The 15,178-nt window shown below is 55.8% G+C and carries 17 protein-coding genes; 7 read left to right on the forward strand and 10 right to left on the reverse strand.

The window, feature by feature from the left end; genetic code table 11:
• Positions 1-22: 22 nt before the first annotated feature.
• Positions 23-1,444 (reverse strand): MFS transporter, encoded by a 1,422-nt coding sequence (locus tag AC1DQM_RS07585; protein WP_477745946.1) that lies wholly within the window; start codon positions 1,442-1,444, stop codon positions 23-25.
• Between the two features lie 128 nt (positions 1,445-1,572).
• On the opposite strand from AC1DQM_RS07585, the gene AC1DQM_RS07590 reads away from it, so the two are divergent.
• Positions 1,573-2,466 (forward strand): LysR family transcriptional regulator, encoded by an 894-nt coding sequence (locus tag AC1DQM_RS07590; RefSeq protein ID WP_477745947.1) that lies wholly within the window; start codon positions 1,573-1,575, stop codon positions 2,464-2,466.
• A 7-nt stretch (positions 2,467-2,473) separates the two neighbouring features.
• On the opposite strand, the gene AC1DQM_RS07595 is transcribed toward AC1DQM_RS07590, so the two are convergent.
• The 3 genes from AC1DQM_RS07595 to AC1DQM_RS07605 all read right to left on the reverse strand — a co-directional run bounded on the left by AC1DQM_RS07595 (position 2,474) and on the right by AC1DQM_RS07605 (position 3,646).
• Positions 2,474-2,656 carry a DUF1289 domain-containing protein gene (locus AC1DQM_RS07595; RefSeq protein WP_081626539.1) on the reverse strand — a complete coding sequence of 61 codons (183 nt, stop codon included), beginning with the start codon at positions 2,654-2,656 and terminating at the stop codon, positions 2,474-2,476.
• 3 nt (positions 2,657-2,659) lie between these two features.
• The gene (locus AC1DQM_RS07600; RefSeq protein ID WP_028939704.1) at positions 2,660-3,031 is read right to left on the reverse strand and encodes a hypothetical protein; all 372 of its coding nucleotides are present in this window, start codon (positions 3,029-3,031) and stop codon (positions 2,660-2,662) included.
• Positions 3,032-3,166: 135 nt separating this feature from the next.
• The gene (locus tag AC1DQM_RS07605) at positions 3,167-3,646 is read right to left on the reverse strand and encodes a GNAT family N-acetyltransferase (protein WP_096480712.1); all 480 of its coding nucleotides are present in this window, start codon (positions 3,644-3,646) and stop codon (positions 3,167-3,169) included.
• A gap of 386 nt (positions 3,647-4,032) precedes the next feature.
• Between AC1DQM_RS07605 and katG the strand changes: the two genes are divergently transcribed.
• The gene (gene katG / locus AC1DQM_RS07610) at positions 4,033-6,330 is read left to right on the forward strand and encodes a catalase/peroxidase HPI (RefSeq protein ID WP_477745948.1); all 2,298 of its coding nucleotides are present in this window, start codon (positions 4,033-4,035) and stop codon (positions 6,328-6,330) included.
• Between the two features lie 254 nt (positions 6,331-6,584).
• Positions 6,585-7,016, forward strand: a complete 432-nt coding sequence (locus AC1DQM_RS07615; protein WP_477745949.1) for a hypothetical protein — start codon at positions 6,585-6,587, stop codon at positions 7,014-7,016.
• Positions 7,017-7,399: 383 nt separating this feature from the next.
• Here AC1DQM_RS07615 and AC1DQM_RS07620 read toward each other — a convergent pair whose 3' ends face one another.
• From AC1DQM_RS07620 to AC1DQM_RS07630, 3 genes are all read right to left on the reverse strand, one after another.
• On the reverse strand, positions 7,400-7,861 hold the full coding sequence (locus tag AC1DQM_RS07620; protein ID WP_477745950.1) for a GNAT family N-acetyltransferase: 462 nt from the start codon (positions 7,859-7,861) through the stop codon (positions 7,400-7,402).
• Positions 7,862-7,988: 127 nt separating this feature from the next.
• Positions 7,989-8,318: a DHCW motif cupin fold protein gene (locus tag AC1DQM_RS07625; protein ID WP_305411942.1), complete on the reverse strand. Its 330-nt coding sequence runs from the start codon at positions 8,316-8,318 to the stop codon at positions 7,989-7,991.
• A gap of 105 nt (positions 8,319-8,423) precedes the next feature.
• Complete coding sequence (locus AC1DQM_RS07630; RefSeq protein ID WP_477745951.1) at positions 8,424-8,798, reverse strand: tautomerase family protein; 375 nt, start codon at positions 8,796-8,798, stop codon at positions 8,424-8,426.
• A 108-nt stretch (positions 8,799-8,906) separates the two neighbouring features.
• Here AC1DQM_RS07630 and AC1DQM_RS07635 point away from each other — a divergent pair, with 108 nt between their 5' ends.
• Positions 8,907-9,800: a LysR substrate-binding domain-containing protein gene (locus AC1DQM_RS07635; protein WP_477745952.1), complete on the forward strand. Its 894-nt coding sequence runs from the start codon at positions 8,907-8,909 to the stop codon at positions 9,798-9,800.
• A 6-nt stretch (positions 9,801-9,806) separates the two neighbouring features.
• Here AC1DQM_RS07635 and AC1DQM_RS07640 read toward each other — a convergent pair whose 3' ends face one another.
• Positions 9,807-10,700, reverse strand: a complete 894-nt coding sequence (locus AC1DQM_RS07640; protein WP_258673077.1) for a tyrosinase family protein — start codon at positions 10,698-10,700, stop codon at positions 9,807-9,809.
• Entirely contained in the window at positions 10,687-11,151 is a 465-nt protein-coding gene (locus AC1DQM_RS07645; RefSeq protein ID WP_086945383.1) for a hypothetical protein, read from the reverse strand. Before AC1DQM_RS07645 ends, AC1DQM_RS07640 begins: the two co-directional genes overlap by 14 nt.
• Before the next feature lie 531 nt (positions 11,152-11,682).
• On the opposite strand from AC1DQM_RS07645, the gene AC1DQM_RS07650 reads away from it, so the two are divergent.
• Positions 11,683-12,939, forward strand: a complete 1,257-nt coding sequence (locus tag AC1DQM_RS07650) for a hypothetical protein (protein ID WP_477745953.1) — start codon at positions 11,683-11,685, stop codon at positions 12,937-12,939.
• A 968-nt stretch (positions 12,940-13,907) separates the two neighbouring features.
• Here the strand turns inward: AC1DQM_RS07650 and AC1DQM_RS07655 are convergent.
• Positions 13,908-14,351, reverse strand: a complete 444-nt coding sequence (locus tag AC1DQM_RS07655) for a malate:quinone oxidoreductase (protein ID WP_477746017.1) — start codon at positions 14,349-14,351, stop codon at positions 13,908-13,910.
• Between the two features lie 168 nt (positions 14,352-14,519).
• Here AC1DQM_RS07655 and AC1DQM_RS07660 point away from each other — a divergent pair, with 168 nt between their 5' ends.
• Both AC1DQM_RS07660 and AC1DQM_RS07665 read left to right on the forward strand, forming a co-directional pair.
• The gene (locus tag AC1DQM_RS07660; RefSeq protein ID WP_477745954.1) at positions 14,520-14,855 is read left to right on the forward strand and encodes a T6SS effector amidase Tae4 family protein; all 336 of its coding nucleotides are present in this window, start codon (positions 14,520-14,522) and stop codon (positions 14,853-14,855) included.
• Positions 14,856-14,909: 54 nt separating this feature from the next.
• Complete coding sequence (locus AC1DQM_RS07665; RefSeq protein WP_477745955.1) at positions 14,910-15,149, forward strand: hypothetical protein; 240 nt, start codon at positions 14,910-14,912, stop codon at positions 15,147-15,149.
• Positions 15,150-15,178 lie beyond the last annotated feature (29 nt).

Below are 15,178 nucleotides of genomic sequence, written 5' to 3' on the forward strand. Positions count from 1 at the left end.
ATTTTAGATGAACAATATAGGCTCACTGCAGTTCATTACTGCACACAGCGCAGCAATCCGAAACCCTCGGCAACAGGGCCACAGCAAGGGCCAGGAGAATCAGTGCCACGGCGACGGCAAACGTTATCCGCATGCCGCTGGCGACGGCTGCGGGAGACGCGCTGGTGATGTCTGTCGTCGCCGAAGCAAGCGCAAACACCGCGCCCATCACCGAAGCTCCAGTGATCAGGCCGAGATTGCGTGACAGGCTGAGCATGCCGGAAATCACGCCGCGCTGGTCCGGGCGGATGTCGGTCATGATCGCGGTGTTGTTGGCCGCCTGAAACAACGCGTAGCCGGCCGTGATCACCGCGATGGGCGCGAGGTAACCGAGGAGGCCGAACCCCGCTGGCATCATTGATAAAGCACTCGCGCCGAGCGCCATTGCCGCGAGCCCGAGACGGGTCATGCGCCGAGTGCCAAAACGGTCCACCAGGCGACCGGCCGGCACGCCGGTCAATGCAGCCACCAACGGTCCGACCGACAAGGCGAAACCGACAAGTGCCGTGCCGAGGCCAAGCGCACCCGAGAGATAAAACGGCCCGACCACCAGCGTCGCCATCATCACCGTCGAAACGAGCGCGCTCATGGCCAGGCTGGCGCTCAATCCCTGTTGGCGGAACAGCGCTAATGTGATCAATGGCGATGCGACCGTGGCCTCAACGAAGATGAAAAGCCCAACGCCGAAAACAGCCGCCAGCAGCAGCGCGACATTGAGCGGTCCAAATTCACCGTGCCCGAGCGTCATGGCCAGCGCGTACGCTGCGAGCGTCAGCGCCAGCAGCAATGTGCCGGCCTTGTCGAACCCCACCCGCCCCGCTTTCACTCGCCGAACATCCGCCGGTAAATAGCGATATGCGAGCCAGATGTTCAGCACACCCAACGGTATGTTGATCAGAAAAATCGCCTGCCAGCCAACGCTGGCAATCAACATCCCACCGAGCGACGGCCCCAGCGTGGTGCCGATCGCCGACATCGTTCCGAGCAACCCCATGGCGCTGCCGGTCTGCGCTTTCGGCACCGTCTCACCGACAAACGCCACGGTCAGCGCCAGCATGATCGCCGCCCCAAGCCCCTGCACCGCCCGGGCGCCGACCAGCCACCCAAGCGACGGCGCGACACCGCAGGCCAGCGATGACAGGGTAAAAATGGCGATGCCCACCAGTAGCAAACGCCGACGGCCGAGCATGTCGCCGAGCCGTCCGACGCTGACGATCAGCGTGGTGATCGCCAGCAGATACGCCAGAACAATCCACTGCACGTGTTGGAAGGAAGCATCGAACGCCTCGGCCAACGTCGGCAATCCCGCATTGGCGATGCTGGTGTCGAGTGAAGGCATCAACATCGACAGCGAAAGACTCGCAAGCGCCCAGCGCACCGAACCTGATTGAGTGATGGATTTCATTGTCTGGCCACATCTGAAAGGTAGAGCAGCAGCGTATGCCCGTGCGTGACAAGGCGGAAGGCGCAGCATTTGCACTTGATAGATGCGTTTGACGCCATGTCAGCCCCGCGCCGTGCTAACGTTGCGGCATGACCACTCCCGATCTCAATCTGCTGATTACCCTGGACGTGCTGCTCGCCGAAGGCAGCGTCGCCCGCGCCGCCCAACGACTGCGGCTGAGCCCGTCGGCCATGAGCCGAGCGCTGGCGCGGTTGCGCGAAACGACAGGCGACCCGCTGCTGGTCCGGGCCGGACGCGGCCTGGTGCCGACGCCACGAGCGCTTGAATTGCGCGAACACGTCAGTCGATTGGTGCAAGACGCCGAAGCGGTTTTGCGCCCCGCCGAACAGCTCGACCTCATGCAACTGGTTCGAACATTCACGCTGCGCACCAGTGACGGTTTCGTCGAAAACTTCGGCCCGGCGCTGATCGCCCGCGCCGGTGAGCAAGCCCCCGGCGTGCGTTTGCACTTCGTGCAGAAGCTGAGCAAGGACAGCGCCGCACTTCGCGACGGCTCGGTCGATCTGGAAACCGGTGTGGTTGGCGGCACGACCAGCCCGGAAGTGCGCACCCGGGCATTGTTCGAGGATCGTTTCGTGGGCGTCGTTCGCACGGGGCATCCGCTGAGCCAAGGCGAGGTCAGCGCCTCCCGTTACGCCGCTGGCCGGCACATCCTGGTTTCACGACGCGGGCTCGACAAAGGTCCGATGGATGAGGCTTTGGAAGCGCTGGGACTGCAGCGGGAGATCGTCACCGTCGTCGGCGGTTTCTCGGCCGCCCTGGCGCTGGCTCGCGCCTCGGACCTGATCGCCACCGCACCCGCCCGACACACCCGAAACTTGCGTGCCGGCCTGCACAGTTTCGATCTGCCGTTCGAGCTGCCGCCAATCACCATTTCGATGCTCTGGCATCCACGGATGGATGCCGACTCAGCGCATCGCTGGCTACGTGAATGTGTTCGAGAGGTTTGTGCGCGGCCCTGAGGAACCCTCAACCCTTCCTTTTCTGAAGCCCTTTCAACCGCACACTCGCCCGTTGCGCCGCCGCCATTTTTTCCGGACGCTTCATGCGTTTCCATTTTCTGATGTCATCCTTGGTGCGACCACAACTGACACACAGCTCACCACTGAGCTGGCAAACGGAAATACACGGATTTTCGATATCCTTGGCCACGTTTCAACCCCGCGTCGAGCGCTTGGGCGCCAGGCGTTGCTGCCAGTTGCCGCCATTGGCGCGCTGACATTGTTCTTCAGAATCAAACTGCACATGGGCCGCGACGGGGCTGACGAGAACGTCCGCTTCATTTAATGCTACGGCCGTCAGTTCGACCATGCGCTCGCCCTGCCCGCTCGCCAGCGCCTGATCCTTATGGGCCTGCGTATCGAAGACCCAAATCACCCGCAGGCTGGATGGAAAGGCGTCGTAATCGATTTCGTGGGTCAACCAGCAAAACCCGACTATTTCTGCTTTGGCTGTTTCGCACGCCTCGGTCAGAGTGGCGACCAGGCGACGTTCGATGTGTGCCTGATCGCGTTTGCTTAAAGACATCGGGTGGATCCTTGGGTGGCGGTCAACGAAAAAGGCCCATCATACGTGACCTCACTCGCCTTTTCGGCTCGTTCCTTAAACAAGACACGGAACGAATGCGAAGTTGATTTTCCCCTCAGACCTGCCGCCATCGTCCTACTTGCTTGTCTTTCGCATGTGTATCAGGGCGACACGGCGCCCATCCTGCGACACCCGCTCCTCAACCCCAAACGGCACAAACCCAAGCTGCGGATACAAAAGTAGCCCCGCCGTGTTCTCGTTGAAACACGAAAGCTGCACTTCGCTTGCCCGATGACGTTCAAACGCCAGCCCCACCATCGTTTCCACCAAAAACCTCGCGACACCTTTCCCCCGAGCCTTGGGTGAAACGATCACATTGCCGATCGCGCAAACGCCATCGCGCTCAAACGAATAAAAGTTAGCAAAACCGACAACCGCATTATCCCCTTCAACCACTGTTGAGTCCGAGCGTTGAGCTATTGATGCAAGCAGCTGAGCTTCCGTCAGCGGGTACTGCGCCTTCGGGAACATGAAAAAAAGCTCTTGGGGAGTTTGAGGAAAGTCGCAAATCGTCAACACGTCTTCAGCACTGACGGGGCGGTGGGTTAGCAGCATTGGTTTGGTTCCATCCAAAGGTCGATGCGACAGATTACGTTTTGCCGACGCTGGTTAAAAGAGACGCGCAACAGCGACTCCATCTCGACGGCTCAGATAAAAGACTATCCCTATCACCTCCCAATACTCCCCCTATTAGCTGACTGCTTTATAGGCGTCTAACCTTACTGGAGCGCTGGCGTCAGCCGGCCGGTTGAGACCTGAGAAGAGATACGAATGAGTCAGGAAACGTACTAGGCTTGCCGTGGGCCACCGTGCTGGCAACTCGATTGCCGCTATCCGGATTTCCCGTGTGACCACGACGATCAATTGATCGCACGGCTGCAGCCTATGTCATTGATTCCGCTCGTCGCTATTGCGTGCCCAACCCCGGGCCGGATAGCCGGATGAACACGACCAAAGGTAGCGCACACATGGCAAATGAATCGAAATGCCCGTTCAATCACGCCGCCGCTGGCGGTGGCACGACGAACCGCGATTGGTGGCCGAACCAACTGAATCTGAAGATCCTGCACCAGAACTCGCGGCTGTCCGACCCCACGGACGAGGGTTACAACTACGCCGAAGCGTTCAAAAAACTGGACTTTGCGGCGGTCAAGCAAGACCTGCATGCACTGATGACTGATTCACAAGACTGGTGGCCTGCGGACTTCGGTCACTATGGGCCACTGTTTATTCGCATGGCCTGGCACGCCGCCGGCACGTACCGCGTCGGTGACGGTCGTGGCGGTGCCGGCTCCGGTCAGCAGCGCTTCGCCCCGCTCAACAGCTGGCCGGACAACGTCAGCCTCGACAAGGCGCGCCGGCTGCTTTGGCCGATCAAGCAAAAGTACGGTCGCAACATCTCCTGGGCTGACCTGATCGTCCTCACCGGCAACGTCGCACTGGAGTCGATGGGCTTCAAGACCTTTGGCTTTTCCGGCGGCCGGCCAGACGTCTGGGAACCGGATGAGGCCGTCTACTGGGGCTCCGAAAACAAGTGGCTGGCAGGTGACACCCGCTACGAAAAAGACAAAAAAGAGCCCATGCAAGAACCCGGCGAAGGCCCTCTCGTCGCTGAGCCGGGGAAAAATGAGGACAGCCGCACCGAGGGCGGACGCAACCTGGAGAACCCGCTCGCCGCCGTGCAAATGGGCCTGATCTACGTCAACCCCGAAGGCCCGGAAGGCAACCCGGACCCGGTCGCTGCGGCGATAGATATCCGCGAAACCTTCGGGCGCATGGCAATGAATGACGAAGAAACCGTGGCGCTGATCGCTGGCGGCCACGCTTTCGGCAAAACCCACGGCGCCGGCCCTGCCGACAACGTCGGTGCCGAGCCCGAAGCCGCTGGCCTTGAACAACAGGGCCTGGGCTGGAAGAGCAAATTCGGCAGCGGTAAAGGCGGCGACACCATCACCAGCGGCCTGGAAGTGACCTGGACCACCACGCCCACCAAATGGAGCAACAACTACCTGGAAAACCTGTTCGGCTTCGAGTGGGAACTGACCAAGAGCCCGGCGGGTGCGAACCAGTGGACGGCAAAAGGCGGTGCTGGCGCGGGCATCATTCCAGATGCTCACGACCCGTCCAAGCGGCGTAATCCGACCATGCTGACCACGGACCTGTCACTGCGATTCGACCCGATCTATGAACCGATTTCGCGGCGCTTCCTCGCTAATCCGGACCAGTTGGCCGACGCCTTCGCCCGCGCCTGGTTCAAACTGATCCACCGCGACATGGGCCCCCTCTCCCGCTACCTCGGCCCGGAAATGCCCAACGAAGTACTCCTGTGGCAAGACCCGATCCCACCGGTCGACCATGCCTTAGTCAACGACAGTGACATCGCCGCACTCAAAGGCAAGCTCCTGGCCAGCGGCCTGACCGTCTCGCAACTGGTGTCGACCGCCTGGGCAGCGGCTTCCACCTTCCGCGGCTCCGACAAACGTGGCGGCGCCAACGGCGGACGCCTGCGTCTGGCCCCGCAGAAATCCTGGCAGGTCAACCAGCCTGAGCAACTGGCGAGCGTGTTGGCGAAACTCGAAAGCATCCAGAACGAGTTCAACAGCGCGCAAACCGGCGGCAAGAAAATCTCCCTGGCCGACCTGATCGTGCTGGCCGGTTGTGCCGGCGTCGAACAAGCGGCAAAAAATGCCGGCCATACCATCACGGTGCCTTTCACACCGGGACGCATGGACACCTCGCAAGAGCAAACGGACGTTGAATCCTTCGGCTACCTCGAACCCGCCGCCGATGGCTTCCGCAACTACCTCAAAACCCGCTACAGCGTACCGGCCGAGGCCCTGCTGATCGACAAGGCCCAACTGCTGACCCTCACCGCGCCGGAAATGACCGTGCTCATTGGTGGCCTGCGCGTGCTGAACACCAACGTCGGCCAAACCCAACACGGCGTGTTCACGAAGCAACCGGGAGCGTTGACCAACGACTTCTTCAAAAACCTGCTCGACATGGGCGTGGAATGGAAACCGGTCTCTGAGGCCAATGAAGAGTTCGAGGGGCGCGACCGCAAAACCGGCGATCTCAAATGGACGGGGACGCGTGTTGATCTGGTGTTTGGCTCGAATGCACAGCTGAGGGCGTTGGCTGAGGTTTATGCCAGCAACGACGCGAAGGAGAAGTTTGTGAAAGACTTCGTGGCAGCCTGGGTCAAGGTGATGAATCTGGATCGGTTTGATCTGAGGTGATGCCGGCGCTCAATCCAGCGTGAAAAAAGCCCACTGACCGTTACTGGTTCAGTGGGCTTTTCAAGTCTGGGTACACGACGGCTGTCACGCCATCAACGTCGCCCTGGCTCAAGCCAAAGTGGAACCGAATCACTAGCGATATAGGTATTTCCCAACTAGGGTTCTCTGTAGCGCATCACCGACGTGGCGAACCGAAGGAGCCAGATCAATTGATGAGGTCTTTTTGTGTCGCGGTCGCATTCGTAGCGCCCATCGTGTTGTCCACCACGGTCACGGCTGAAATACTTGCGCATAAGACAGCGCTCGCTTTTGTTGCTCAAACCCATGTGGGTGACAGCCTGCCAACACTGGCACTGCTGGCGGCAAAGAAAACACAAACCTTTGCGATGCTCATTGAAAAGTTAGGAAGTGAAAAAGCACACAGTGCCGTATCGAGCGAAATTGACGCGCTACTTCCGCAGTACCAGCCGAAATGGAATCAAAATCTTGCTGCGGCTTATGAGAAGGCTTTTACTGAAGAAGAGCTGTTATCACTCGCGTCTGAAGGCCAGGCATCCAAATACGCTGGCAAAGTGCTGGAACGGCGAACTGACATCGGTAGAGACATGCAGTCCAGCTCTACCCCGATACTGATTGCCCTTGTATCCGAGGCACTTAAAGCGGCCTATTCCAAGCATATTCGTTGAGGCGGTCTTGGCCCCCCTGCCATCAGCTTGTCCGAAGAAAACCAACGCCTCCCAGTGTGGAGGCGTTGTGCTTTTTGCTGATCGCAGGACGAGACTAAACGGGAGAAATCGTAGCCAGCGCGCCAATCAAAATGGTCAACACCAGAAATCCACCCAGGAAAATTGCCATCTTGCCCATGGGGCCTCCTACGCTATGAGTTTGCGGTGCAGCGGTTACCGCCACTGCTGACCGTGCCGTCATTGTGAGCCGCAGACTGATCCCATTACAGATGCAGATAGTCGAGAAAAATACGGATCAGATCCGCGATTCACGCCCCTGTAGGAGCTGCCGAAGGCTCGGGCCGCGTTCGGACGATCTTTTGATCTTAAACACGTCGCCCTGGCTATGTGGCATCTGCTAATGATTTCACATGAGTCGCAAAATCATCGTGTATCTGTTGAAACCCGCAGCGAAGGTAAAATGCCGACCCCTCAGGTGTATCCGTGGATAGGCGCACGACACGGAATCTCTGAGCCGCATATTCCAGAAGCTGCTGTACCAGAGCTTTACCCACATTCTGGCCCCTTGATGCACGCGCGACGTATACCCGCCGTAGCCTCCCGGTATCCGACCTGGCATATGGATCATATGAAAGACCACCGATGGCAATCAGTTGCCCGTTGCGGAAGGCTCCCAAAAGACATTCACCTGGTTGATCGAATCGATTCGACCCGTTTTTCCAATCTGCAACCAAGCGCGTGAGAAACCTGAAACCCTCTGTAACGGCCTCCGCTTCCAGTATCAGGATTTCCGGAGGAAGTGCTGATATCTGACGTATCGCCAGTTCGCCCGTTGACGTAATCACTCGACACACCTTGTTTGCATTGGCACCCTGCCTGACTCATCTATGTGGACACCACGGCGTCAGGTGTTTTACACACAACCTCGTAGGAACTGCCGAAGGCTGTGATCTTTTGATCTGACCCGAGACCTCAATCCACAATGAACAACTTCGCACCGCTAGTGGTAAACGAGCGATGTCCCTCGGCATCGTTGCCCACCTGATAGCTCATTCCGGCAGTCAGCGTGAACTGGCGGCCATCTTCCAGTTCTGTGTGTAACTCGCCTTCCAGGCACAACAGGATATGACCTCTCCAGCACCAGTGATCGGCCAGATATCCGGGGCTGTATTCAACCATCCGCACACGTATCGAACCAAACTGGCAGGTCCGCCAATAGGCCATGCCCGTCTGGCCGGCATGCTCGACCGGTTCGATCTTCGACCAATCGGTAGTCCCAAAGGGGATGGCGGTAAGGTCCATTATTGCCTCATCAACTTGAAGTGAATACGGACCCTATCAACCGGGCCACGCTGCCGATAGACACAGATAGCCCACATTTACGGAATACAGGCTTGAGAGCAAAAACTAGTTGCCCCGCCCGCCACCAAACGACCACTCATCTGCCGCTGTCGTGGTAATCACCACCATGACGTCCTCTGAGTCGATGCCCGGCGCTCGGCCCAGTTTCTCGACCAGGCTGCGATAAAAACGCTGTTTCGTCTCGATGTCTCGAGGGCGACCGGCAGTAATCGCGATCAGCACAAAGTCATCACTACGAGGACCGCCCAGGTAGTCGGGATCAAAGATCAGCTCGCCCGTTTCATGTTGGTGAATGACCTGGAATCGATCAGCCATCGGCACTTCGAAGCTTTCTACCAAGGCGTCGTGCAGCCCTTGTGAGAGGGCCTGTAAATACTCGGCAGACTTTCCCCGGTGCAGTGAAATACGTGCAAATGGCATTAAGACCTACTCCTGAAAATCCAACTGACAGGGGAAAACTATCAAGTCGCGATCATTCCGAATATCAGATTTAATAGCGGCCTTAGTCCCGAATTAATGGATGATTCGATGCGCCGTCCGACCTTCGATCTTGATGTGCTGCGTACTTTCGTGACCGGCGTGGAGTTCAACAGCTTTGCCAAGGCGGCAGATCGGCTCAATCGCTCGACGTCTGCCGTGAGCGCACAACTCAAGAAGCTTGAGGAACAGGTAGGCACGCCAGTGCTGTCAAAATCCGGTCGAGGGCTGGTGTTGACGCCGGTGGGTGAAACCCTGCTCAGCCATGCACGCCGACTGCTTGAACTGAACGACAGCATTTTCCAGACCCTGCACGAAAGCCAGACCGCCGCCACGGTACGCCTGGGGCTTCAGGAAGACTTTGGCGAACACTTTCTCAGCGACATTCTGCGACGCTACGTCAAGATGTACCCGATGGTGAGCCTCGAAGTCAGGATCGCACGTAATACCGAACTACTTGCATTGATCGACAGCGGTGGCCTGGACCTGGCCCTGTCTTGGGACACAGGGCACAAGTCCCCCTACGCCACGCACCTGGGTGAAACGCAGATGCACTGGATCGGGCCTCGTGACTCGTCCCCCATCAACCGCTCTGTCGATTCCCCCCTGCCATTGATCATGTTCGACGCCCCTTGCGTGTTGCGCAGCGCGGCCACCCAGGCACTGGATGAGGCGCGGATTCCCTGGCGAATCGCGCTGACCAGCCCCAGCGTTGGTGGAATCTGGGCGGCCGTTGCGGCCGGTTTGGGCCTCACGTTGCGAACCCGCATTGGTCTGCCAGGGCATCTCGCCGTGATTGCCGGTCTACCCCCGCTGCCGACCCTCGGCTATGTGCTTTATCGAGGGGCAGAACACTTGGCGCCTGCCCCCCGACAATTGGCTGCGTTGATACAAACGAGTCTGCAAGAGCAGGCGCTCAGTATGACTAGAGGCTCCCCCGCTTGATGCTGCCTAAAGCAGGTCGCTCAAAGTGTCGTACTTGTAGTACTGGCTGTAATTCAGAACATCTCGAGGTGTCACCTTTTCCGGAAAAGGGCTGTACATCGGGTCATCGATCCGATGGAACTTGAGCGTATCGGGAGCCGCTGCGTCAGGTACGTAAGCGGCGGCGGGATGCTTCGCTTGCCATGCCGCCCAGAGCCGGTCGACATTGCAATGATGCAGAAAAAACACCGGGTCGTTTGGCGAAGACGACAACCCCATGTCACCGCCGACCCACACATGGACGTTGTTGTGAATGCGTTCTTTGCCAGTCCATCCCTCGATGTAGTTGCGCGCACCACCGGTGGATTGCGCCGCGTCGTAGGGCACTTTGTCATACACGGTATTTTCCTGGATGACCTTGCGTACATTGGCTCGGCTGGGCAGCGCCCCACCTCCCCCCAGATAACGCACCAGGGGGCGGTTTACCCGGCCCAGTTCCATGGTGCGGCCATCACCCATCAGTCGTACCCGCCACTTCCCGTCCACGAACTGTCCAAGGTACTGATTCGACCAGATGACTGATGTCCTGGGGTCCTGAAGTTCCGCGTCAGTGTTCCAGTCCCAATATGGAATTCGAAAGTGTGGGTCATTTACCGCTTTGCGAAGCAACGATTCCAGCCGCACTAGAAAGTAGCGATGCCACGGTAAAAATGATGGGCCTCCATGCGCAGCATTCCTGGCCATCTGCCCCGCAGGCGTTGAAATCATCATGGCCCGGTGGTGCCAGGCCACCAAGGAGTCATAAATCGAGAGATTGGCCTGCCCAGGCCAGGGATTCAGCGCAGGATCCTTGAGCAGCTTCACCCCTTCGACGTATTTCTGAAGCGCCGCGAGATCTTTGACAGCATTAGACCTGATCATGATGTGCTCCGTGATCATGGTGAACGGGATGGTCGGAGTGCTCTCCCCCGTCGCCATTGCCCTTGGCGAAAGACTCGGGATAGGCATCGATCACCGCTGTCATCAAATCGAGAGCCGATCCGTAAGAAACGAATGGAGTGGCATGCGTATGGACCTGTCCAGCATCGTCCACAAACAGATGCGCCTGGACCGGAGCCCCATCCACCTCCACCTGGTAGGTGGTCACGATCCGGACAACGTGCCCTTTGTGATTAATCTCGCGAACCGTCCTGGCCTCATGGCCTGCATGCGGGTCCACGTACTCGGGAAACTGCTCCTTGATCCACGCAGGGTGCATTTTGTCAGGATCAGTGATGGATATCTCGGCGAGAGCAGCTATGTCGGGCGGGCTCGACAGCACGTTGGCTTCGGTAGCTGAGGGTTCAGGGCTGGAGACATTTTTCCTTGTCATGATTCCTCCTGGAGTGTGCCCCCGGACGATTGCCCGGACTGGCTGGAGAAAGTGTAGTTGGTGATGGGTAGAGATGCTGTTGAAGCCAGAATAATGGGACCGGATGCATCTCTCCTGGGGGGCGGACATTCAGTTTGAACACGGCTGCCAGTCCTCTGATCCCTTGCCAGGAAAGAATGATCAGAAAGACCAGTGGTGAGCCTTGACTTCATGGCTCCCAGTTATATGCCTGAACTGGTTGAGCACAGGCAGTTGGTGACCGTAGATACCGTCTTGAACTTCACCTACTCCTGCGGATCAATCTGACCCAACAGGATATTGACGTCAAAAAACAGAAGTCGCGCGATTACAGCTCAGGGGTTGGGCGTGAAATATAGGCCTATGATTTATATAGACTTTTAAAAAAGTCGGAATTGGTAGCGCAGAGTTATCTAGAGGCTTCTATTATTTCGTTATCGCCGAATTCGGCCCAATCATTGTTATGCGTCAACGACAACGCAAGCCCTTAATCAATAATTATGGGAGGGTAACATGTCGACAAAAAAAATAACTGCCTTACTCGTGCTGGCTTTTAGCTTTTTCGGAGTGACGAGTTGTGCCAACATAAGAAATTATTCAGAAGTCTCAAGCGAAAGAAACAAGAGCATTGTTCCTGATATTGACTATTATGACCTTGCATACAATGTAGATGTTATTGTGCTTCCTGCAGAAATAAAAACCAAAGAAAATACAGATACAGACAACAACTTTCCAGGTGAATTACAAATTTCAAACTGGGGAAATTCCATCAAGAATGCGACCCAGAAAGAAATTCATAACAGTGATCGCTTTATCGAATTTGGACATTACAGCGGCCGCATTGAAATAAGTACAGAAATATCTTCAGTATCTATAAGCAACGCCCGAGGCGGGACTCGATCGAAATGCAATGTTGTTTACACATATAAAGATTTAGCGGCAGGAAAAATACTCTCCAGGCATGACAGTGCCATTGAATTAATAGCGCCCCCCTCTGCCATACCAAAAACCAGCAATAGCTTTTCTTACAGCCTTGATCAACTGACATATGCTATTGCTCGCGAGGCGATTTCTGGCCTCATTCGATTGTCGCCTGTTGCCGACATCCAGCTAACGCAGAAGCAAGTGAAATTTTATAATTCAAATATCAAAAGAAAACCCAACCAAATTATTAGCTACGTGCCGATTGACAGTCTTATCCACAAGAACAAAAAAGAACTGAACTCTGCTTTTTCAATGGCCAAGAAAACGCAAAAAAATAGCAATAAGTCGACGAAAAAAAACAAGCCAACAGTTAAATTAGACACCGTCTCCGCTCCCGCCGCCCACCCTCTGAAATCTAATAAAGCTAGTGATACACTCACCGCAAACACCGTGACATCGAGTGACAACACTGTCAGTCAGAACTCAAGCCAGGCTGCGACTAAAAACAAGAAAGACGATAGTAATTCAAACGAAATAGCTAGTTCATCGGAGCGCTTGAAGGATGGGGCCATTAAAAACAATGAGCCCAATGATGACAGCAGTGGATATATAGCCACCCCGGAAAACCATCAACCTCAAATCGATGTATCGGCAGAGCAAGAAAGAGCATTGGATGAATGTTTGAAGAAGGAAAAAGAAAAGTTACAGGGAGCGACTGACAATGCCGCATCACGTACCGGATATACAACCGTGTCGGGACTCTATCAACCTCAAAACAAGATATTAGCAGTGCAAGAAAGAGCAATGGATGAATGTTTGAAGAAGGCAAAGGCAAAGTTACGGTGAGCGACTGGCAATGCTGCTTCACGTACCGGATATACAGTCGCGTCGGGACGCCAACCAACCTCAGAGCATTCAAACAGACTCCACAGAACCAAAGAACATATGGATTCAAGAACGACGAGGGACACAATGAGCAACTCATTCTTGGCTTCCATAATACAATGGACAAGTGTAACTCTTCTGATACTGATTATTCTTCGATGGTTCATGAAAGAGCAGATAAAGGAACGGACGACTGAGGAATCAGGACTATTGAGACTACCGAGAGGCGTCCTTATTGTTGGCCTTACTTGCCTCCTGGGATTCTCCGCTTTGGCAATTATCTCAAATATCATCAGCAATAAAACGACTACTGTGTGGACAACGGCTGGCTTTCTCAGTTTTGCGCTACTGGGACTCTATCTAGTTGCCGTTTATTTTCTCGAACGACACGAAGTCTCGGAGTACGGCCTTACATTCGGCCGAGTGTTCCGAAAGCACGGATATTTAAGTTGGGTCGAGGTTTGTAGTGTTCGATACTCTAGGGAGATGAATTACTTTCGGCTGGAAACGCATATGGGCAGTGTCGCGCGGATCTCGATCCTCTTCATGGGACTTCCCGAATTTGCAAAGCTGGTCCTCGTTAACGTCCCCCTTGAAATGATAGAACCTGGAACCTTGCCGGTTTTGGAAGCAATCGCAAACCGCAGCCCTGTTCAGTAAGGGAGGCGAAGATTTTTGGATTCAGAAAAGCAGGCGTATTACGCAAGGTTTGAGGCTACGGATAAATGGATAAAAAGCCTGGAATTGATGCATGACGATGAGTGAAACCGCTCTCCTCAGGTCTGCTTCACAGCCCAACGGGGGCAAGCCCCCTCGCCACAAAAAACGCGCCAAACTCAGGTATTGCGCTACCTGCCAGAGCTGAATCCCAGACACAAAAAAGCCCACTGACCGTCACCGGTCCAGTGGGCTTTTGACAGGGCCTCTAGTTACAGAGCCATATCCGTCGCAGCATTCTCTTTCACAGCCTTAGGCTTCTCAGCCGGAACAGCAGGAGCCGCTGCCTGACCAATCTCCGGCGGCGGAGTCAGCTCCAGCACCTTGGCGGTGTAAGCCCACTCTTGAGCCACTTTCTCAGGGCTGTTGTTCAGCTGAGTGCCGTAGCTAGGCACGATCTGGTGCAGTTTTTCCTGCCAGGCTGGGGTGGCAACCTTGTCCTTGAACACTTTCTGCAGCACGGTCAGCAGACCGGCGATGGTGCCGTCAGCGGAAGCAACGATTTCGGTACCCAACTTCAGCACGCCACCCGCGGCTTCATCACGCTTGATGATTTGCACGCGTTGACCGGCTTGCCACAGACTGCCCTTCCCTACGGCAGGATGAAGGAATTCCGATTTTTCCATTGACCTCTGAGAGGTCTCTTCAGCAAACAGGGCCTTCTGCTAGGCTAGGCGTCAGGATTAAAGGGCCACAGGGAGAAGGCAGGGTGCCTCACATTCGACACGTTATGGAAAAACCACCCAGAAATATTTGGAGACGCAGCTCCGTGCAGAACCAACGGCGCCAAAAACTTCAGTGATCAGTGTGCTATCAACCTCGGCGTGGCACTACGCCGGGCCGGCGCCAATCTCAGCAAGCTCAAGGATGTCCGCCACTGTTGGCAGCACCCCAAGAGCGAAGGGCATGTACTGGCAGCAGAAGAAATAGCGCAAGCGTTAAGCCAAGCCAAAATTCCCGGTATGCACGCCGTCAAAAAGATAAAGCCAAAGGACTTTGAGGATGATCTTGAAGGGCAACAAGGCATCATTTTTTTCAAGGACTTCTGGCGTCGAGGGAACGAGACCTTCAGCAATCGCAGCGGCGATCATATTGACCTATGGAACGGGCGTAGACTCACGGACTGGCTGAGCTCGTATTCAGTTGGGTTTTTCCATTGAGGGCAGTTTCTCCGACTACCACGAGTCGAAGGAAATATGGTTTGGGAAGGTCATATGAAAACTGTTAAAGGGGCGTTGTTCGTCATTCTTATTGTTGCCCTGGCCATTGGAGCGTTTAACTTGATATTCGTGGCAATGTCTGGCTACTTTGGGCCGTTCTACGAGAGTGAGGCAGACCAAAGTCGAAACTTTGCGATTTGGCTTTTGGGTAATGCGGGGGTTGGGTTGCTTTCGGTTTTCATGGGTGTCGTTTTGTATCGGCGATATCTTCGCAGACACAAAAAAGCCCACTGACCGTCACCGGTTCAGTGGGCTTTTGACAG

The organism is Pseudomonas sp. 01L34 (genome assembly GCF_056400265.1).